The following is an 18,723-nucleotide window of genomic DNA, read 5'->3' on the forward strand; positions in this document are numbered from 1 at the left end:
ACTCAGCCGGACAGTCCGGCGGCCCACGGGTAGGACTTCAGGAACGGATCCGGCTCGATGGGGCCGGGGGACTCCCAGATCGTGTAGATCAGGCCGTCGGGCCGGATCTCGCCGATGCGGGCGGTCTTGGTGATGTGATGGTTCTCGCCGTCGATGGTCACCAACCCCTCGGGGGCGTCGAACGTGACACCGCCGGCGTTGTCCTGAATAGCCTTGACGTCGAACGACTTCGCCTTCTCGACGGTGTTCTTCCACAGGTACACCGACACGTAGGCGGCCTCCATCGGGTCCGAGGTCGGTTTGTTGGCGCCATAGGCCTTCTTGTAGGCGGCGACGAACTTCTGGTTCACCGGGGTGTCGATGGTCTGGTAGTAGTTCCACGCGGTCAACTGCCCGGTGATGTTCTGCACGCCGATGCCGCCGACCTCCTCCTCGGCGATCGACACCGACACCACGGGCATGTCCTGCGGCGTCAGGCCCACGTTTTTGTACTCGCGGAAGAAGGCGACGTTCGAGTCGCCGTTGAGGGTGTTGAACACGGCGTCGGCGTTGGCGGTGCGCACCTTGTTGACGATCGTGGAGAAGTCGGTCGAGCCCAGCGGCGTGTAGTCCTCGCCCTTGATCTCGATGCCGTTGGCGCCGGCGTAGGCCTTGATGATGCGGTTGGCCGTCTGCGGGAAAACGTAGTCGCTGCCCACCAGGTACAGCGACTTGACGCCCTTCTCCTTCAGATAGTCCAGCGCGGGCACGATCTGCTGGTTGGTGGTCGCGCCGGTGTAAAAGATGTTGGGCGAGGACTCCAGACCCTCGTACTGCACCGGGTAGTACAGCAGCGAGTTGTTGCTCTCGAACACGGGCAGCATGGCCTTGCGGCTCGACGAGGTCCAGCCGCCGAACACCGCGGCGACGCAGTCGCTGCTGATCAGCTTCTCGGCCTTCTCGGCGAACACGGTGGGCTCGGACGCGCCGTCTTCACCGATCAGCTGCAGCTGCTTGCCCATCACCCCGCCGGCGGCGTTGATCTCGTCGACCGCGAGCTTGATCGAGTCGCGGACGGTGACCTCGGAGATCGCCATGGTGCCCGACAGGGAGTTCAGCGATCCGACCTTGATGGTCGAGCCTGAGGTGTCCACGCACGACTCGGCGTTTGCTGAATCTGTCTCGGTTGCCTTGCTCCCACAGCCCGCCAACAGCAGGCTGACCGCCGCGACAATGCTTCCCGCGGCGAGTGCGGTGCGTCGGGACGGGTGACGCCGAGGGTGCTCCATGTACGGCCTTTCTGCGTGTCGACACCGTTCACCTGCGGCGAACGTCGTGTCGAAGTGCTGAACGAAAGTGGGAAGGGCGAGATTGTCGACACTCACCGGTGTCGCATCGGGACGTTAGAGCGCCTGTGTTTCTGTCAAATGTCTGTGTGTGACAACACGGTTAACCTGTTGCCGCGCGCGGGCGTTGGTTTGCCGTTAACCTCTTCGGTCCGCGAGCTCTGCGCGCGTGCGTAACGGTTGGGTACCGTCGGACGATGTGACCGACATGCGAAAAGCTACAGCCAAGGTAGGGGCGTCTCTGATGGTCGCGGCCGCAGCGTTTGCGCTCAGCCCGGGCGCGGCGAGCGCCCAGCCGGCCGGCCATCAGGTCCGCTATACGGTGAGCACCGCAGGGCCGTATCAGTTCGACGTGACGTATCTGGTCAACCAGCCGGCGGACAAGGCGGCCTACAACGCCGACGCCTACGCGTACCTCAAGCGCGAGTCCGTCACCATCGCCCCCGGCCAGCCCTGGACCTTCGAGACCACGCTGACCGACCCCCAGTGGGCCTACGTGTGGGCGAGCAGCACCACCAAGGGTGGGCAGGCGGCACCGAACGCGCACTGCGAGGTCGCGATCGACGGGCAGATCGTCATCCAGGGAGATCATCCCTACAGCCCGCTGTGCCAGGGCACCCAGTGGTGATCGGCTAGCCCGACCGCTGCACGGTCAGTCCCTGCAGTGCCGCCGGCAGCGGCCCGGTGTGCAGCACACCCAGCCGCTGGGTGGCGCGGGTGAGCGCCACGTAGAGGTCGGCCGCCCCGCGCGGGTCGTCGGCCAGGATCCGTTCGGGGGAGACGACGAGCACCGCGTCGTACTCCAGCCCCTTGGTGTCAGACGGAGCGACGGCACCGGGTGTGCCCGACGGTCCGATCACCACGCTGGTGCCCTCGGACGCGGCCTCGGCGCGCACGAAATCCTCGATCGCAGAGGGCAGTTCGTCCTCGGTGACCCGGCGTGACCACGGCGGCACCCCGCAGGACCGCACCGACTCCGGTGGAGCGACGTCCGGCGCGAACTCGGCGAGCACCGCGGCGGCGACAGCCATGATCTCGCTCGGGGTGCGGTAGTTCGTCGCGAGCGGACGGTAGAGCCACCGGCCGGGCACATAGGTGTCGAGCATCGCCCCCCACGACGTCGCACCGGCCGCCGACCGGCGCTGCGCGAGATCCCCGACGACGGTGAACGAGCGCCGCGGACACCTCCGCATCAGCACCCGCCACTCCATCGCCGACAATTCCTGGGCCTCGTCGACCACGACGTGCCCGTAGGTCCAATCCCGGTCCGTCGCAGCACGTTCGGCGAGCTCGCGGGTGTCGCGCTCCTCGAAGCGTTCGGCCAGGTCCTCGGCGGCGATCACGTCCGAGGCCAGCAGCTGGTCCTCGTCGTCCATCAGGTCTTCGCGCCCGATCATCAGATCCAGCACGCCGGCGGCGTAGGCGGCTTCCTCGCGCCGTTCCTGTTCGGCGGCGGCCTCGGCCGCCCTGTCGCGACCCAGGAGGTCGACGAGCTCGTCGAGCAGCGGCACGTCGGCGACCGTCCAGGCGTCGCCCTCGGTGCGCAGCAGCGCCGCGTCCGCCCCGGCAGCACGCAACCGTTCCGGTGACGAATACAGCTCGGCCAGAAGCGTTTCCGGTGTCAACGTCGGCCACAACCGGTCCAGCGCGGCCGCGAATCCGCGGTGGTCGTCGAGTTCGTCGACCAGTTCGGAGCGCAAGTGCTCCCACGCGGTGCGGTCCTCCCGGCTCAGCCAGCCGCGGCCGATCTTGGCGATCGCCCGCTCGGTGAGCACCCAGGTCACCACGTCGACGAACACCGCGCGGGCGTCGTTGTGCGGCTTGCCGGTGGCCCGTGCCTCCTCGATGGCCCACTGTGCGGTTTCGGCGTCGATGCGTACCGACACGTCGGCCAGGTCGATCGGCACCGGTTCGTCCGGGACGCGCTGCCGGTCGGCGACGGCGGCGGCGAGCACGTCCAGCATCGCGAGTGATCCCTTGAGCCGCGTCACCTTCGGGGTGTCCCGGGCGGCGACCCGCAGCCCCGGGACCAGGTCGCCGGGGGTGAGGAACACCACGTTGGTCTCCCCGAGCGACGGCAGCACTCGCCCCACGTGGTCGAGGAAGGCCGCGTTCGGGCCGACCACCAGCACGCCGTGACTCTCCATCCGCTTGCGCTGGGTGTAGAGCAGATAGGCCACCCGGTGCAGGGCCACCACGGTCTTGCCGGTGCCGGGTCCGCCCTCGATCACCAGCACGCCGGGGTGGTCGGAGCGGATGATCTCGTCCTGCTCGGCCTGGATGGTGGCGACGATGTCGCGCATCCCGTCGCCGCGGGGTGCGTTGACCGCCGCGAGCAGCGCCGCGTCCCCGCGTCCCCCGCGCTCGGCGTCGCCGGGACGGCCGAGGATCTCGTCGGTGAAGTCGAGGACCCGCCGGCCCATCGTGTGGAACTGCCGGCGCCTGCGCATGTTCTCCGGCGTCGCGCCGGTCGCCACGTAGAACGCCCGGGCCGCGGGTGCGCGCCAGTCCACCAGCAGCGACGCGAATTCGTCGGTCTCGTCGAGGATGCCGATGCGGCCGACGTAGATCGTCTCCCCGTCGACGCTGTCGAGCCGGCCGAAGCACAGGCCGCTGTCGGCCACGTTCAGCCGTGCCATCTGGCGGGCCAGCGCCCGCACCTCGGCGTCGCGCTCCACGAGCGTGCCGCCCGTGCCGCGCAGCGCCCCGGCGTACCGGTCCTTGACCCGCGTGCGTTCCGCGTCGAGCCGCTCGTACAGTCGGCCGACGTACCGCCGCTCCGACTGCAGTTCCTCTTCGTACCCATGAGTTGACATGCCAGAACCCACGGTAGTGCTTGACAGCCGATCGAACACATGTTCGCATGGGGTATGCGGTGGTCGAATCAAGGGGTGGACGTCGACGACGGGGCGCTGCCGGGTCTGCAACGTATCGGTCTGGTCCGCAGCGTGCGCACGCCGGAGTTCCAGGGCATGACGTTCCACGAGGTGCTGTGCAAGTCGGCCCTGAACAAGATCCCGGCCGCATCGATGCTGCCGTTCCAGTACACGGTCAACGGCTACCGCGGCTGTTCGCACGCCTGCCGCTACTGCTTCGCCCGGCCCACGCACGAGTATCTGGACTTCGACATCGGGCACGATTTCGACACCCAGGTCGTGGTGAAGACCAATGTGGCCGAGGTGCTGAGGCGGGAATTGCACCGCCGGTCGTGGACGCGCGAAACCGTTGCGCTGGGCACGAACACGGATCCCTACCAGCGGGCTGAAGGCCGCTACGCCCTGATGCCCGGGATCATCGGTGCGCTCACCGAGTCGGGCACGCCGTTCTCGATCCTGACCAAGGGCACGCTGCTGCGGCGCGATCTGCCGCTGCTGACCGATGCGGCGCGCAGCGTCGAGGTGAGCGTCGCGGTGTCGCTGGCCGTGGGGGATCCGTTGCTGCACAACAGCATCGAACCCGGGACGCCGACACCGCAGGCGCGGCTCGGGCTGATCGCCGCCATCCGGGAGGCGGGCCTGAGCTGCCATGTGATGGTGGCGCCCGTGCTGCCCCGGCTGACCGACTCCGAGGCCCACCTCGACGACCTGCTGGGCCGCATCGCCGCCGCCGGGGCCACGAGCGTCACCGTGTTCGGTCTGCACCTGCGCGGCTCCACCCGCGGCTGGTTCATGGACTGGCTGGCCCGGGCGCATCCGGAATTGGTCGCCGAGTACCGGCATCTGTACCGGCGCGGCGCGTACCTGCCCGCCGACTACCGGGCGATGCTGGCGCGACGGGCGGCGCCGCTGGTGGCCAGGCACGGTCTGACGCCGGGCCGGTCCTTCCGGGAGAGCTCCACCCCGCGGCCGCTTCCGGCCCCCGTGCCGGTGCAGGCCGCCCTCTTCTGATCCCGCGTCAGCTCTTCGTGCGCTTGACCTGATTGAACGGGACGCCTCGGTCGGCGGCGAATTCCCTGGGGAAGCCCAGAATCCGCTCGCCGATCACGTTGCGCGCCATCTCCGAGGTGCCGCCACCGAGGGATCCGGTCTGCCGCGACAGGTAGCGGATCCCGACCTCGAGCAGACCCGAGCCGTCGTCGACCACACCGGCGGTGCCGGCGAGGGCGAGCGCGGTGTGGGATGCCACCGGCATCTGGATGACGNTGACGCCGCGTCCCGAGGCGTTCCGAGGTGCCGCCACCGAGGGATCCGGTCTGCCGCGACAGGTAGCGGATCCCGACCTCGAGCAGACCCGAGCCGTCGTCGACCACACCGGCGGTGCCGGCGAGGGCGAGCGCGGTGTCCACTTCCAGTTCGGTGGTCTCGGCGTGGAAGAGCCGGATCAGCGTGCCGGCATTCGGCGGCAGTGAACCGTCGCCGATCGAGCGGGCCACATGGTCGATGAGTTGCTCACGGACCCGGCGGCGCACCAGCGCGCGTCCGGCGAGTTCCTGGGCGACGGGATCGTCACCGCGCCCGGCGGCCTCGGCCAGCCCGACATGGTCGGGAGGCATCTCGCTGGCGTTCTCGGCAGCGGTTCCGCTGGCGAACTCGGACCCGCCGCCGACAGCGCGACGTTCGTGGTGGAGCTGACGCGTCGCGACCTCCCAGCCCTTGTCGACTTCACCCACCACCGCGTCGTCGCCGAGTTCCAGACCGTCGAAGAACTCCTCGCAGAACTCCTCGTTGCCGTTGACCTCCTTGATGCGGCGCATCGTGATGCCGGGGGACTTCAGCGGCACCAGGAACATCGTGAGGCCTTCGTGCTTGGGCACGGTCCAGTTGGTTCGGGCCAGCAGCAGCCCGTAGTCGCCCGCGAAAGCGCTGGTGCTCCAGGTCTTGGCGCCGTTGACGATCCACCGATCACCCTGCCGGTCGGCGCGGGTGATGACACCGGCGAGGTCGGATCCGCCGTTGGGTTCGCTGAGCAGCTGCACCAGGATCTCGTCACCGCGTATCGCCGCCGAGATCCGGTCCCGCTTCTGCTGTTCGCTGCCCATGTCGAGGATCGTGGCGGCGCAGATCGTGAACGTCGGCACGTTGAGGATCAACGGCATCTCGTAGCTGCGGCATTCGACGTTGAACGCTCGCTGGTAGGCGTGGTCCAAGCCCAGCCCACCGTACTCGCGGGGGAAGCAGATGCCGGCGAAACCGCCCTCGTGGAGCCGCTTCTGGAGTTCTTTGGCCCGGTCCCAGGAGGCCTGCTCGGCTCGCACCGAGAACGGCGGACGCTCGGGGTCGATGGGGGGCATGTTCTCGGCCAGCCATCTGCGGGGCGCGGGACGGCGGCGGGGGCGGCAGGATGACGTCGGCGTGCCGGGTCGTCTCGTTGAGGTACGGGTCGAGCACAGACACGGATACGCGCAACGACTCCGACGACCNCTGCCGAGAAAGGTGGGCCATGAGCTCCAAGACCCGAGTCCGATTGCCCCCGAGCCAGCGGCTGAGCCGCGGCCTGAAGTATTCGACGGTCGGGCCGGTGGACGTCACCAGGGGAGCGGTCATGCCGAGGCCTCGGACTTCCTGCTGAGCGCGTAGACGGCGCGATGGTGATCCTCGGGAGAGCCGAACAGGGCGCGGTAGAGCGCGGCGCGGCGCAGATACAGGTGGAGGTCGTGTTCCCAGGTCACCCCGATGCCTCCGTGCAGCTGGACGCAGTCCTGGATGATGATCGGGGCGCGTTCGGCGACATAGGCTTTCGCGATGCTGACCAGCAGCGGCGCATCGGGTGCGCGGTCCGCCACGGCGGCGACGGCGCCCGCGGTGGTGGCACGCGCGGCCTCGAACCACATCTTCATGTCCGCCGCGCGATGTTTGAGCGCCTGGTAGGACGCCAGCGGACGGCCGAAGCTGTGCCGGTCGAACATCCACTGATAGGTCATGGTCAGGACGGCGTCGAGGACGCCGACCAGTTCCGCGCACTGCAGGACGAGCGCCACCTGGCGCTGCCGTTCGACGATCGCGGCAGTCTGCCCGGCCTCGCCGACGACGGCGGCGGCGTCCACGTCGACACCGTCGAAACGCACGCGCGCATAACGTTTCACCATGTCGACGGAGCTCTGCTCCTCGACGGTGACACCGGCCGCGTCCGCCGGCACCACGAACTGCCGCAGCGCGCCGTCGCACGTGGCGGTCACCAACAGCGCGTCGCTCTGCGCGCCGGCCTCCACGCGGTCCTTGGTCCCGTCGAGGTGAAATCCTGTTGCGGTCCTCGTCGCCGTGGTCCCGGCGTGCTGCACGGTGAACGGCTGTCCGGGTTCGTACACCGCCCAGCCGGCCACGGTCTGGCCGGACACCATCGCCTCGATGAGTGCCTCGTGGCCGTCGGGGGCTTCGACGAGTCCGGCCAGCACGACGCTGACGGGGTGCAGCGGGCCCGGAGCGACGGTGTGTCCGATCTTCTCCGCGACCAGCGCCACGTCGGCGACGCCTCCGGACACCCCGCCGGAGACGCTGCCACCGCCGAGATGCTCGGGCACCAGCAGACTGGCCCAGCCCAGTTCGGCTGCGCGCTGCCACCATTCGGGTTGGAAAGACGTGCCGGAGGCGTGCAGACCCCGCACGTGGGTCAGCGACGCCTGTTTCTCCAGGAACGTCTGGGTGGTGGACGCGAAGAGCATCCGTTCCGGGTTGGCCACATCGGTCATGAAGTCAGGTCAGCCTCTCGGGTCAGGCGATCACCAGCGCCGGAACATCCGGCTTGTGGACCTTGATGTTCGGCACCTTGAACAGGTCGACGAGATTGCCGCCCATGACCTTGCGGATGCCGTCGGAGTCCAGACCGTTGTCTCCCAACTGATCCACGAGGCTGATCGGATCGGCGAGACCCTCGGGATGCGGCCAGTCCGAACCGAAGATGACCCGGTCGATACCGAGCAGCTCGGCCATCTTCGCGAAGTCGTCCTCCCAGAACGGCGCCACGTACACGCCGCGCCGGAACGCCGCGATGGGATCCTCCGGGAACTCCTGCGGCATCTTCTTGAACACGTCGGCGAATTGGTAGAACAGGTAGGGCACCCAGGAGGCGCCGTTCTCGATCGACAGAATGCGCAGATCGGGGTTGCGCGAGAGGGCGCCGTGGCAGACCATCGCCGCCATGGTGTCCTCGATCGGTCGCTTGCCCATCGCCACCATGCGGAAAGCGGTGGGGCGGAACGGAAGAAACTCGTCGGCGGGCTCCCAGTCGTTCAGGTACCGGGCGTAGCCGCTGTCGGAGGCGTGCATGCAGACCGGGATACCGGCGGTGACGCACGCATCCCAGAAGGGATCGAACTCCGGTAACCCGAGCGAGCGCGACCCGCGGTACCCGGGCACCGGCGCCGGCCGCACCAGCACCGTCTTGGCGCCGCGTTCCAGGCACCACTGCAGTTCCTCGAGCGCGCGGTCGACCACGGACAGGTTGATGACCGGCGTCGACAGGATGCGCCCCTCGTAGTCGAATCGCCATGTCTCGTACATCCATTGGTTCAGCGCGTGGATGATGTCGAGGATCAGGTCGGGATCGTCCTTCATACGCTCTTCGACGAGGCTGGCCAGGGTCGGGAACATGATCGTGTAGTCCAGTCCCAGCCCGTCGAGCACCTCGAGGCGGGCCTGCGGGTTGCGGAACGCGGGGATGGCCTTCATGGGTTTGCCCATCACCTCGCGGAAACTCCTGCCACCGCTGCCGTGCCTGAAGTAGTCCTCCTGGGCACCCGGGCGGGCCACCACCTCGAACGTCGGATTCGGGATGTAGTCGCTGATGTGGTTGCGTACGACGATCTTGGTGCGGCCGCGGACGTCGATGTAGTCGATGACACCCCGGCGGTGGTCCGGAAGGAACTGGGTCAGCGCTTCCGGGGGTTCGTAGAAGTGGTTGTCGGCGTCGAACACCGGATAGTCGAGGATGCGGGACGGCATGGCGGCGGCCTCCTGGCAGGGCACGTTTGCGCGAAGTGGTAATGACATTACCACTGTTCAGTGTAACGGCGCTAGGTTCGCTGCCCCGGCATCAAAGCTGGTCAGAGCGCAGCAGGCTGCGGACGCAGAACGCGTACAGGTGGCTGCCCTCGATGGGCACCCCGTTGAGTTCTGCGCCCAGTTCGCGCAGGCGCAGCGCCCCGAGCACGGTCTGCATCAGGATGGCGGCGTCGGTCTCGACGTCGATGTCGGCGCGGAAGACGCCCTCGGTGACGCCCCGGCGCAGGATGTCGACCAGCAGGGTGTGCAGAGGCGCCAGCACCGTCGCGAACTCCCGGGGCCGGGTTTCCAGCAGGTGGTCGTTGTAGTAGGTGAGGCCCCGGTTGATGCTGTCCTGGGTGTGCGACTCCGCCGGTGCGCTGATCCGCCCGATCAGCCGGCGCAGCGCCTCGTCGGCGGGCATCGGTTCGACCTCGGCGCGCCACCGCTCGGTGGCGTCGGCCATGATCCGGTCCACGAGCGCCAGCAGGAGCTCGTCCTTGGTGGCGAAGTGTTGGTAGAACGCGCGCAGCGACGTCTTGGACCGCTCCACCACCTCGAGCACGGTGAAGTCCGTCCGGCCGGTCTCGCCGAGGATGGCCAGCGCCGAGCGCATGAAACGGCCCGCCCGCGAGTCGGTCTCGTCACCCGACGGCGGTGTCGCAGCGTTCGCGGAGGACTTCGCGGCCATGGTAATGACGTTACCGCTTTCTGCGAACCTCGGTTACTGTTCCCTCCATGACGACGCAGTCGGCACCGACACCGTGGACCGTGCAGTCTCTGCTGGACCTGTTCGAGGTCGAGCCGGCCGGAGACAATCTGTTCACCGCGCAGACGGGGCCCGCGGGGGAGGACGATCGGCAGGTGGTCGAGGGCACCCAGGTGCTGGCGCAATCGATTGTCGCTGCCGCGCATCGTTTTTCGGGCAAGTCGATCCGGTCGGTGTACGCGGTGTTCGCCCGCGCGGTGATGGTGGGCGCGGGACCCGTCCAGCTCGAGGTCGACGTGATCAGCGAGGGCCGCTCGACGGCGTGCGCGGTGATCACCGCGACGCAGAACGGCAAGCGCTGCATCACCATGACGGTGCTCGCCGACGTCCCGACCGCCGACGTGATCCGCCACGAGCTGCCGCGGCCCGACGTCGCGGCGCCGGCACAGGCGCACTCTTCACCCATGCCGATGGCCGGCCGAGAGGTGCGGCTGGTCGACGTCGTCGACGTCAACAGCCCCGACGAGGTGGGCCCGCCGGAGCTGCACGCGTGGCTGCACTACGACCCGATCCCCGCGCGCGACGACCTCGCCAAGGCCCTGATCGCGTATTTCACCGGCCACCTGGGCATTTCGACGACCATGCGCGCCCACGAGGGCATCGGCACCAGCCAGGCGCACCTGACGGTCTCGACGGCACCGATGACGGTCTCGGTGAGTTTCCACGAGCCGGTGCGGTGGGACGGCTGGCTGCTCTACACCCACGAGAGCACGCAGGTCGGTGCCGGGATGTCGTATGTGCGCGGGACGGTGCACACCGAGGAGGGGGCCCTGCTCGCGTCGTTCACCCAGGACGGCCTGATCCGGCCGTTGCGCACCACGGACACGTCGATCAGGGAGCAGTCCCGACTCTAGGGCAGCAGCGCCGATCGCAGCACCTCGAGGGGGAGTCCGCCGAGATCCAGTGCGCGGCTGTGGAACTCCTTGAGGGGTACACCGGTTCCGGTCACCGCGTCGCGCAGTTGCTGCCAGATCCGCTGACCGATCGCGTACGACGGCGCCTGCCCGGGCCAGCCGAGGTAGCGGTCCAGTTCGAAGCGCAGGTTCTCCTCGGCCATCGCGCTGTGGGACTGCAGGAAGGTCCACGCCTTCGAGGCGTCCCACACTCCGCCGTCGGGGGCCGTCAGACCGCAGTGCACACCGATGTCGATCACCACCCGGGCGGCGCGGAACCGCTGCGCGTCGAGCATGCCCATCCGGTTGCCGGCGTCGTCGAGCCAGCCCAGTTCGGCCATCAGCCGTTCGGCGTAGAGCGCCCAGCCCTCGCCGTGCCCCGACACCCAGCAACCGAGGCGGCGCCACCGGTTGAGCCGGTCGGCGAGCACCACGGCCCGGCCGATCTGCAGGTGGTGCCCGGGCACCCCCTCGTGGAACACCGTGGTCATCTCCTGCCAGGTGTGGAAGGTGTGCACCCCGGCGGGCACCGACCACCACATCCGGCCCGGCCGGGACAGGTCCTCCGAAGGGCCGGTGTAATAGATGCCGCCGGTGTTCGTCGGGGCGATCCGGCACTCGAGGCGGCGCAGGGGCGGCGCGATGTCGAAGTGTGTGTCGGCCAGCGCGTCGACGGCGCGGTCGGACAGATCCTGCATCCAGTGGGCCAGCGCGTCGGTGCCGTGCACGAGGTAGCGTTCCTCGCCGTCGAGCCGGCGCAGCGCCTCAGCGGCGGTGGCCCCGGGGTAGAGCCGGTTGGCGATCGCATCCTGTTCGGCGACAATCTGATTCAGCTGATCGAGGCCCCACGCGTAGGCTTCGTCGACGTCCACCGCCGCGCCGAGGAAGGACCGGGACAGCACCGCATAGGTGTCGCGGCCGCAGGCATCGGTCTCCCGGGCCTGCGGTCCGATCTCGTCGCGGAACACCCCGACCAGACGCGCGTAGGCGTTGGCGGCGTCCTCGGCGCGCCGGCGCAGTTCCGCGTGCAGCGTGAGGTTGTCGGGGACGGCGGCGGCGACCATCTCCAGGAACAGACGCTGGATCTGGCCGGCCTGCGCGACACCGCGGCGTACCTGGCGGGCGGCGGGGGCGCGCCCGGCGGCGGCCGCGGCGCGCAACCCGCCGGCGTATCCGGCGACCCGGTCCGGGATCTTCTCCAGCCGGCGTCCGATGGTCGTCCAGTCGTCCTCCGTGTCGGTCGGCATCAGGTCGAACACGTCGCGCATCGTCTGCAGCGGGGAGGCGATGACGTTGAGTTCACCGGTGTCGAGGTGCGCGTCGTGCAGATCGAGCAGCACCGACAGGCGTTCGCGCATCGCCGCGACGGTGACCGCATCGACGTCATCGACGGGCTCGGTCGCGTCGAGCTCGCGCAGCGCCGCCCGCGCGGCGTCGGCCCGGGCCGCGCACCCGTCGGGGGAGTAGTCGGTGATCTGGTCGTCGTGGCCGGTGATGCCGGATTCGGTTGCCGCGCAGGGATCCAGAGCCGCCCACGTATCGAGGTAGCGCTCGGCGACGGCGTCGACGGCGGTGGCGGCCCTAGCCAAGGTCGCGGGCGGCGAACGTGTCGCACTTGGCGGGGTCACCGGTCTGGTAGCCGGTGGTGAACCACTTCTGGCGCTGCTCGGAGGACCCGTGCGTCCACGACTCGGGGTTGACCCGACCGGTCGCCGACTGCTGGATCCGGTCATCGCCCACGGACGACGCCGCGGACAGGGCGTCAGCGATGTCCTTGTCGCTCAACGGCTCCAGGAACGGCACGCCGGTGCTCTCCTGCTTGGTGATCGCCGCGTAGTGCGCCCACACCCCGGCGTAGCAGTCGGCCTGCAGTTCGGTGCGCACCCCGGCGCCGGTGGCGCCCTCGGGATCCTGCTGGGCCCGGCCGAGCACCCCCTGCAGGTTCTGCACGTGATGCCCGAATTCGTGGGCCACCACGTACTCCTGCGCCAGCGGTCCTCCGCTGGAGCCGAACTGCGTCACCAGCACGTCGAAGAAGTCCGTGTCGAAGTAGGCCGTCCGGTCGACGGGGCAGTAGAACGGGCCGACGTCACTGGTGGCCGGTCCGCACCCGGTGCTGACCTGGCCGCTGAACAGCCGCACGCTGGGCCGGGTGTAGCCGGGCATCAACTGCTCCCACACCCCGTCGACGGAGTTACCGGTGGCGACCACGCGGCACTGCACGATGGAGTTGGCGTCGGCGCCGGTCTTGCACTGACTGAGGTCGAAGCCCGGCGCGTCCACGCCCTGGGTGTCCATTCCCTGCTGATTCGGCACCACCGAACTCGGGTCCACGCCGAGGAACAGGGCCACCACCACGATGATCAGGCCGCCCAGGCCGCCGCCGACGGCGATGCCGCGTCCGGGGCCGCGGCCACCTCCGCTCGTCGACGTGGTGCTGGTATCGATCTGCATGCCCTCGTTGAAGGTCATGGCACTACCTCGCTTCGCCGCCGAGCCCGCCTGCCGGGCCCGTCAAGAATCGCACACTACGATTTCTTCCGTGGCAGTCGTCGCCGGACAATCCACCCTCGTCCGCACCGCGTTGGGGGACCTCCGCGGCGACACCGAGGACGGCGTCGGGGTCTGGCGCGGGGTGCCGTACGCCGAACAGCCGGTGGGGCCGCGCCGGTTCCTGGCCCCGGCCGCCCTGACACCCTGGACCGGCGTCCGCGAGGCCCGCGAGCACGGGCCGCTGCCGCCGCAGACGAAGTCCTTCGTGGGCGGGGGCCGTGACGACCCGAAGGTCCGCGACGAGGCGTGCCTGACGTTGACGGTGTGGTCACCCGACACGACGGCGTCGCTGCCGGTGATGGTGTGGATCCCCGGCGGCGCCTTCGTCTACGGGGCCGGGCAGTTTCAGCTCTACAACGGCTCGCGGCTGGCGGCCAACGGCAATGTGGTCGTCGTCAACGTCACCTACCGGATCGGGGTGTTCGGCGGGTTCGAGCTCGGCGACCTCGGCGAAGGATTCGACGACAATCTGGCGCTACGCGATCAGCTCGCCGCGCTGAGGTGGGTGCGCAACCACATCGCGTCGTTCGGCGGGGACCCCGACCGCGTCACGATCTTCGGCGAGTCGGCGGGAGCGACGTCGGTGCTGGCCATGTTGGCGTGCCCGGAGGCGGGTGGGCTGTTCCACCGCGCGATCGCGCAGAGTCCCGCGCTGCCGCTGATCGCCGGACGCGAACTGCGCGCCGCGCGGGCACGCGAGTTCCTCGACAAGCTGGGCGTCGGCGCCGCCGAGGTGAAGGAACTGCCGCAGCGGCAGTTACGGCGCGCCGCCGGCCAGGTGCAGCTGGCGAGCGCGGCCGAGACACCCACGCTGGCCTACGGGCTGACCCACGGCACCGAGCTGTTGCCGCGCCATCCGGTCGACGCGGCCCGGGCCGGCGAGCTGGCGCGTCTGCCGTTGATCATCGGCACGAACAGCCACGAGGCGTCGATGTTCGCGTGGACCCGGCCGCCCATGCTGCCCACCACCCGCGCGACCGTGGACGCGTACTTCGACCGGGTCGCTCCGGACGCCAAAGACGCGGTGCTGGCGGCCTATCCGGCGTATCCGCGGCGCAGCGCGTTGATCACCATCGGATCCGACGTCATGTTCGGTGCACCCACCTGGGCGTTCGCCGACGCCTACAGCGGTCGCGCGCCGACCCGGGTGTACCGGTTCGACCACGCCGGGATGAGCCTGCGCCTGCTCGGTCTCGGCGCCACCCACGGCAGCGAGATCGTGCACGTGCAGCACAGTTACGCGTCGTTCATCGGGCGCAAGCTGCATCCGCTGGGCCGGCGCTTCCAGCCCGCGGTGGGCGCGCGGATGCAGCGGGCGTGGCTGGACTTCGCGTGCAGCGATCGGGTGCACGACGAGGCCAACTGGCCGCTCTACGACGTCGAGCACCGGCGCACCCGGCTGATCGCGTCCAGCCGCGACGTGGTGCAGGAGGATCCCGACCGGGTGCGGCGATCGGCCTGGGCCGCGGTGAGCTAGGCCATGGCATCGGCGAGCGCTCGGTGGCCGTCGAAGCCCGTTTCCGCGGCGCGGCGCCGATAGCGATCCCGTAACCGCACGTAGTTCCTGAGATCGCCGTCCGCCTCGGCCAGCAGGGCGCGCAGGCGCAGTAGCGGCAGCTCGTGATAGAGAAACACCGGTTCCGTCGGGAACGCCGCGAGCGCGTCGACCGCCTCGCGGGCGCGGTCGAGATCACCCGGCGCGCGCCGCGCAAGAAGAGCCTCCACCAGAACAGATGTCGACCACCCGCGGTTGATGCCCTCACCTGCACATCGCTCCTTGTCCAGCACGCCGAGCGCGAGGTCCACAGCGGTGTCGTGATCGCCGGTACGGATGGCCTCTGCTGCCAGATCCAGATCGACGCACCAGGCGGCGATCACGGTGTACCGATGGTCCAGGGCCACGGCGCGGGCCTTCGCCAGGAGCTCGAAACCCAGTGCACGATCCTGGTCTTCGCGGCGGATGAGCACGAGGCCGTAGGTGAATTCGGCGTTGGTGAGCAGGAAGTCGTCGCCGAACTGCTGGGCGATCTCGAGCGCTTCAGCGGTGTCCCTCAGCGCGATGTCGTCGGGCAGCAGCGCCCAGTTCATGATCGCGATGTACTTGAACATCACCACCGTGGAGAAGCTGAATTTGTCCACGCTCCGCGCGATGGTCAGCGCATCGTCGAAATCGTCGCGCCACCCTGCGATGCCGAGGCAGCAGCGCGTCGATGCGCGCATCGCCAGCGCCATCGCCAGCGGCGAACCGACGATGATGTTGCCCATCGTGGGATTCCCCCTCGAGAGGTCGATGGCCCGCTGAGCCAGGCGCAGTGACTCAGCCATCTCGCCGGCGTCCCACTTCGCGACCGACGCGACCATCGGCAGCATGGCGACGGACAGTTCGGGGTCACCGATCGAGTCGAGCAGGGCCGTCTGTTCCGACGCCAACCGTGATGCCTCCGTGTAACGGCCGTGGAAGTTCAGCATCTGCACCAGACCGCCCATCGCGATTGCCAGCGACCGCTTGTCGTCCGCGGCCGTGGTCAGATCGCGCAACTCGTCGAAGCCGACGTCCTCGATTTCACCCCCGACTCGCCAGATCGTCGCGCACAGATACGTTCTCGGCGCGATCCGCATCGCCGCGCGGTCCGGTTCCGTCTCCGGCGTTCGGTCGGCCACCGCGGCAGCTCGGCGCCAACTCATGCGTGCAGCGGCGATGTCGCGGTGCATGGACCTGCTGCCCGCCTCCATGTGCCAGCGAAACGCGTCGGACAGATCGCCTGCGGCCTCCAGATGGGTGGCGATCAGCGCCGCGTCGGCAGCCGACCCGGACTCATCGGCGTGTTCCAGCGCCGCAGCGATGCGTCGATGCAGTGCCGCCCGCTGTGATCTGAGCTGCGATTCGTAGGCTACCGCCCGCATCAGCGGGTGGCGGAACGCGTAGCTGACCGGCCGCGCATTCACCCGGGCGATGAGTTCGGCGTCGACGAGCTCGCCGATCGCCACCTCGTCGAGCAACGTCGCCAGCAGATTCTCCGCGAACGGCGACCCGATCACCGCCGCCACGTTCAGCGTGCGTTTGGCGTCCGGCCCGAGACGGTCGATGCGGGCCGCGATCGTGGCCTGAACGGTCGCAGGTACCACGACGTCCGCGCTGTCGGTGCACGTGTAGGCGCCGCGTGCTCCGCGGAGAACGCGCCGTTCGGCCAGATCGCGGACGATCTCCTCGGCGAAGAACGGGTTGCCTGCTGACCGTTCGACGATTCGCGGCGCCAGTTCGCGAACCGAGGGATCGACGCCGATCAGCGCAGCCACGAGCGCCGAGGTGTCCTGGTCGTCCAGCGGCGTCAGCTGGATGGTCGAGGCGGCCGTCTCGACCAGGGCGCCGCTGTATTCGGGCCGGTGCGTGACGATAACCAGCGCCGGAGTCTCGGCCAGCGCACTCAAGAACGTCGCCAGCATGGCTTCGCTCGCCTCGTCGATCCAGTGGGCGTCCTCGATGACGTACAACGCCGGTGCACGACGCGACAACAGCGCTCCGTCCAAGAGCGCCGTCAACCGCCGCTTCCTGGCGTCGGGGGCGATGTCGCCCACGGGCCGACGTCCCTCGGCGATACCCAACAGGTCGTCGAGCAGCAGCAGATCCTCGGCGTCGGCGTGCGGTAGTGCCGAGCGCGTCATCGCGCGGGCTTTCCGCGGCGAGCGCTCCGAAATGCCGAAGAAGGACCGCAACATTGCGGTGGCGGCGCCGAACGGCACCTCGGCGGTGTGGCTCTGGCAGTAGGTCCAGAACACGTCGATGCCCCAGGCCTCGGTGATGGCGGCGACCTCCCGGGCCATTCGGCTCTTCCCGATGCCCGGTGGCCCGGCGACGGTCACCACGATTCCCCTCCCGCCGCGGGCCGTGTGGAGGGCTCGTTCGATCTCGGCGAGTTCAGAATCCCGTCCGACGAAGGCGGTGTCGGCCGGCCGCAGGTGGCGTCGGTCGGTCACGGCGAGCAGTCGACACGCCGCGACCGGCTCGGTCGCGCCCTTGATGTGCACCCACTCCCGGCCGCCGAGTTGCGCGCTGTGCTCCACCAAGCGAGCGGTGGTCATGCTGAGCATCACCCCGCCGGGTGGGGCGGCTGACTCCATCCGCTGCGCGAACCCGACCTGCTCACCGATCACGGTGTACCCCGATGCGGCAGCGCCGATCTCGCCGGCGAGCACTTCGCCACTGTTGAGGCCGACCCGCACTCTGAAATCGATGCCGTCGCGGATCCGCACCTCCTCGGCGAGCGCACGGGCTCCGGCTTGGACGTCGAGCGCGGCCAGGCAGGCGCGCAGTGCATGATCCTCGAGAGCCCGCGGCGCGCCGAACAACGCCATCGCGCCGTCGCCGAGGAACTGGTGCATCGTGCCGCCGTAGCGTTGTACCACCGCCGTGCACCGACCGAAGAAGTCGGACATGATCTCGCGCAACCGTTCAGGACCCACAGCGGCCGCGATGTCCATCGAGTGCACCACATCGGCGAACAACACCGTGAGTTGCTTGTACTCGACGAAGCTCGACGGGGAGGCCAGAGCGCCACCGCAGCCGTCGCAGAACCGAGCACCCTCCCGGGGTTCGGTGCCACAGGCTGGACAGCCGGTACGTTGTCGACTCATCTGCGTTCCCCGCGGGTCACGATAGACCCGCCGTGCCGACCGCGGGGGCTATCGCGCCGCGAACCTCTCGTCGGTGTAGCGGCGCAGGTTGTGCAGGAACCGCTGGAACAGCCGGCCCATCACCGGCCGCCCCGCGAGCAGTCCGAGCCGGCCGGCGAGGCCGGCGGGCTTCATCGCCATGATCCACGTCAGGTGGCAACCGGTCGGGGTGGGCACGACGCGGTAGTCCTCGGCGAACGCGGCGATGCTGCCCGTGGTGGTGGTGTTGAAGCGAAAAGCCATGCGCTCGAACGGTTCCCACGCGAGGAACTCCTCCGCGCCGGTGATGCCGCCGCGCATGTCGACGGTGCGGGTGGTGCCGACGCCGCGCGGCAACGGGCTGGTCCACGTGACCTTGGTGATGACGCTGGCCCAGTGCGGCCATGAGGTCTCGTCGGCCAGCACCTCGAACAACTGCTCGGGGGTGATCGCAAGGTCCACGGTGCTGACGAAGCGGTACGGAGCGGAGTCGACGAAGTCCAGACCGACGCGCTCACATTCGTGCATGACCATACACATTAGGTCATGGTGGTTGGTCTGCGGCGGAGGGGATGAATGCCGGCGCGGCCGTCCGTTCTGGTGGGCATCCACGCAGT

Annotated in this window: 13 protein-coding genes and 3 pseudogenes; 5 read left to right on the forward strand and 11 right to left on the reverse strand. The window is 69.1% G+C overall.

Features of this window, described 5'->3' with window-relative positions:
- Nucleotides 1-2: 2 nt before the first annotated feature.
- Nucleotides 3-1,268 (reverse strand): urea ABC transporter substrate-binding protein, encoded by a 1,266-nt coding sequence (urtA, locus tag MCHUDSM44219_RS26775; RefSeq protein ID WP_048421313.1) that lies wholly within the window; start codon nt 1,266-1,268, stop codon nt 3-5.
- A 265-nt stretch (nt 1,269-1,533) separates the two neighbouring features.
- Here urtA and MCHUDSM44219_RS26780 point away from each other — a divergent pair, with 265 nt between their 5' ends.
- Nucleotides 1,534-1,953 carry an Rv2576c family protein gene (locus MCHUDSM44219_RS26780; protein WP_109777997.1) on the forward strand — a complete coding sequence of 140 codons (420 nt, stop codon included), beginning with the start codon at nt 1,534-1,536 and terminating at the stop codon, nt 1,951-1,953.
- A 4-nt stretch (nt 1,954-1,957) separates the two neighbouring features.
- On the opposite strand, the gene helR is transcribed toward MCHUDSM44219_RS26780, so the two are convergent.
- Nucleotides 1,958-4,141, reverse strand: coding sequence for an RNA polymerase recycling motor ATPase HelR (gene helR, locus MCHUDSM44219_RS26785; protein WP_048421315.1), 2,184 nt, complete (start codon nt 4,139-4,141; stop codon nt 1,958-1,960).
- A 54-nt stretch (nt 4,142-4,195) separates the two neighbouring features.
- On the opposite strand from helR, the gene MCHUDSM44219_RS26790 reads away from it, so the two are divergent.
- On the forward strand, nt 4,196-5,212 hold the full coding sequence (locus MCHUDSM44219_RS26790) for an Rv2578c family radical SAM protein (protein WP_048421316.1): 1,017 nt from the start codon (nt 4,196-4,198) through the stop codon (nt 5,210-5,212).
- A gap of 7 nt (nt 5,213-5,219) precedes the next feature.
- On the opposite strand, the pseudogene MCHUDSM44219_RS31460 reads toward MCHUDSM44219_RS26790, so the two are convergent.
- Nucleotides 5,220-5,466, reverse strand: a pseudogene (locus tag MCHUDSM44219_RS31460) (acyl-CoA dehydrogenase family protein); the annotation flags it as partial.
- Between the two features lies 1 nt (nt 5,467).
- A pseudogene (locus tag MCHUDSM44219_RS26795) lies at nt 5,468-6,555 on the reverse strand (acyl-CoA dehydrogenase family protein); the annotation flags it as partial.
- A 149-nt stretch (nt 6,556-6,704) separates the two neighbouring features.
- On the opposite strand from MCHUDSM44219_RS26795, the pseudogene cwsA reads away from it, so the two are divergent.
- Nucleotides 6,705-6,806 (forward strand): annotated as a pseudogene (gene cwsA, locus MCHUDSM44219_RS29270) (cell wall synthesis protein CwsA); the annotation flags it as partial.
- Here the strand turns inward: cwsA and MCHUDSM44219_RS26800 are convergent.
- The 3 genes from MCHUDSM44219_RS26800 to MCHUDSM44219_RS26810 all read right to left on the reverse strand — a co-directional run bounded on the left by MCHUDSM44219_RS26800 (nt 6,805) and on the right by MCHUDSM44219_RS26810 (nt 9,932).
- On the reverse strand, nt 6,805-7,950 hold the full coding sequence (locus MCHUDSM44219_RS26800) for an acyl-CoA dehydrogenase family protein (protein ID WP_048421317.1): 1,146 nt from the start codon (nt 7,948-7,950) through the stop codon (nt 6,805-6,807). The pseudogene cwsA and the gene MCHUDSM44219_RS26800 sit on opposite strands and share 2 nt — an antisense overlap.
- Nucleotides 7,951-7,972: 22 nt before the next feature.
- Nucleotides 7,973-9,202 carry an amidohydrolase family protein gene (locus MCHUDSM44219_RS26805; protein ID WP_048421340.1) on the reverse strand — a complete coding sequence of 410 codons (1,230 nt, stop codon included), beginning with the start codon at nt 9,200-9,202 and terminating at the stop codon, nt 7,973-7,975.
- A 91-nt stretch (nt 9,203-9,293) separates the two neighbouring features.
- Nucleotides 9,294-9,932 (reverse strand): TetR/AcrR family transcriptional regulator, encoded by a 639-nt coding sequence (locus MCHUDSM44219_RS26810; RefSeq protein WP_048421318.1) that lies wholly within the window; start codon nt 9,930-9,932, stop codon nt 9,294-9,296.
- A 47-nt stretch (nt 9,933-9,979) separates the two neighbouring features.
- Between MCHUDSM44219_RS26810 and MCHUDSM44219_RS26815 the strand changes: the two genes are divergently transcribed.
- Entirely contained in the window at nt 9,980-10,864 is an 885-nt protein-coding gene (locus tag MCHUDSM44219_RS26815) for an acyl-CoA thioesterase (RefSeq protein WP_048421319.1), read from the forward strand.
- Here MCHUDSM44219_RS26815 and MCHUDSM44219_RS26820 read toward each other — a convergent pair.
- Both MCHUDSM44219_RS26820 and ypfJ read right to left on the reverse strand, forming a co-directional pair.
- A complete protein-coding gene (locus MCHUDSM44219_RS26820) occupies nt 10,861-12,492 on the reverse strand; it encodes a DUF885 domain-containing protein (protein ID WP_048421320.1) in 1,632 nt (543 codons plus the stop codon). The genes MCHUDSM44219_RS26815 and MCHUDSM44219_RS26820 overlap by 4 nt on opposite strands.
- A complete protein-coding gene (gene ypfJ / locus MCHUDSM44219_RS26825; RefSeq protein ID WP_048421321.1) occupies nt 12,485-13,375 on the reverse strand; it encodes a KPN_02809 family neutral zinc metallopeptidase in 891 nt (296 codons plus the stop codon). Before ypfJ ends, MCHUDSM44219_RS26820 begins: the two co-directional genes overlap by 8 nt.
- On the opposite strand from ypfJ, the gene MCHUDSM44219_RS26830 reads away from it, so the two are divergent.
- Nucleotides 13,356-14,933, forward strand: a complete 1,578-nt coding sequence (locus MCHUDSM44219_RS26830) for a carboxylesterase/lipase family protein (protein WP_172506254.1) — start codon at nt 13,356-13,358, stop codon at nt 14,931-14,933. The two genes, ypfJ and MCHUDSM44219_RS26830, sit on opposite strands and share 20 nt — an antisense overlap.
- Here the strand turns inward: MCHUDSM44219_RS26830 and MCHUDSM44219_RS26835 are convergent.
- A complete protein-coding gene (locus tag MCHUDSM44219_RS26835) occupies nt 14,930-18,088 on the reverse strand; it encodes an ATP-binding protein (RefSeq protein WP_048421323.1) in 3,159 nt (1,052 codons plus the stop codon). The genes MCHUDSM44219_RS26830 and MCHUDSM44219_RS26835 overlap by 4 nt on opposite strands.
- 48 nt (nt 18,089-18,136) lie before the next feature.
- The gene (locus tag MCHUDSM44219_RS26840) at nt 18,137-18,640 is read right to left on the reverse strand and encodes an SRPBCC family protein (protein ID WP_048421324.1); all 504 of its coding nucleotides are present in this window, start codon (nt 18,638-18,640) and stop codon (nt 18,137-18,139) included.
- Nucleotides 18,641-18,723 lie beyond the last annotated feature (83 nt).

Origin of the sequence: Mycolicibacterium chubuense (assembly GCF_001044255.1) — a bacterium.
Taxonomy (GTDB): domain Bacteria; phylum Actinomycetota; class Actinomycetes; order Mycobacteriales; family Mycobacteriaceae; genus Mycobacterium; species Mycobacterium chubuense.

Bases quoted from the DNA above. Each gene is read 5' to 3' on its own strand.
- ypfJ (WP_048421321.1), bottom strand. From the start codon at position 13,375: ATGACCTTCAACGAGGGCATGCAGATCGATACCAGCACCACGTCGACG.
- MCHUDSM44219_RS26830 (WP_172506254.1), top strand. From the start codon at position 13,356: ATGCCCTCGTTGAAGGTCATGGCACTACCTCGCTTCGCCGCCGAGCCC.
- MCHUDSM44219_RS26805 (WP_048421340.1), bottom strand. From the start codon at position 9,202: ATGCCGTCCCGCATCCTCGACTATCCGGTGTTCGACGCCGACAACCAC.
- MCHUDSM44219_RS26790 (WP_048421316.1), top strand. From the start codon at position 4,196: ATGCGGTGGTCGAATCAAGGGGTGGACGTCGACGACGGGGCGCTGCCG.
- helR (WP_048421315.1), bottom strand. From the start codon at position 4,141: ATGTCAACTCATGGGTACGAAGAGGAACTGCAGTCGGAGCGGCGGTAC.
- MCHUDSM44219_RS26815 (WP_048421319.1), top strand. From the start codon at position 9,980: ATGACGACGCAGTCGGCACCGACACCGTGGACCGTGCAGTCTCTGCTG.
- MCHUDSM44219_RS26835 (WP_048421323.1), bottom strand. From the start codon at position 18,088: ATGAGTCGACAACGTACCGGCTGTCCAGCCTGTGGCACCGAACCCCGG.
- MCHUDSM44219_RS26840 (WP_048421324.1), bottom strand. From the start codon at position 18,640: ATGGTCATGCACGAATGTGAGCGCGTCGGTCTGGACTTCGTCGACTCC.
- urtA (WP_048421313.1), bottom strand. From the start codon at position 1,268: ATGGAGCACCCTCGGCGTCACCCGTCCCGACGCACCGCACTCGCCGCG.
- MCHUDSM44219_RS26780 (WP_109777997.1), top strand. From the start codon at position 1,534: ATGCGAAAAGCTACAGCCAAGGTAGGGGCGTCTCTGATGGTCGCGGCC.
- MCHUDSM44219_RS26800 (WP_048421317.1), bottom strand. From the start codon at position 7,950: ATGACCGATGTGGCCAACCCGGAACGGATGCTCTTCGCGTCCACCACC.
- MCHUDSM44219_RS26810 (WP_048421318.1), bottom strand. From the start codon at position 9,932: ATGGCCGCGAAGTCCTCCGCGAACGCTGCGACACCGCCGTCGGGTGAC.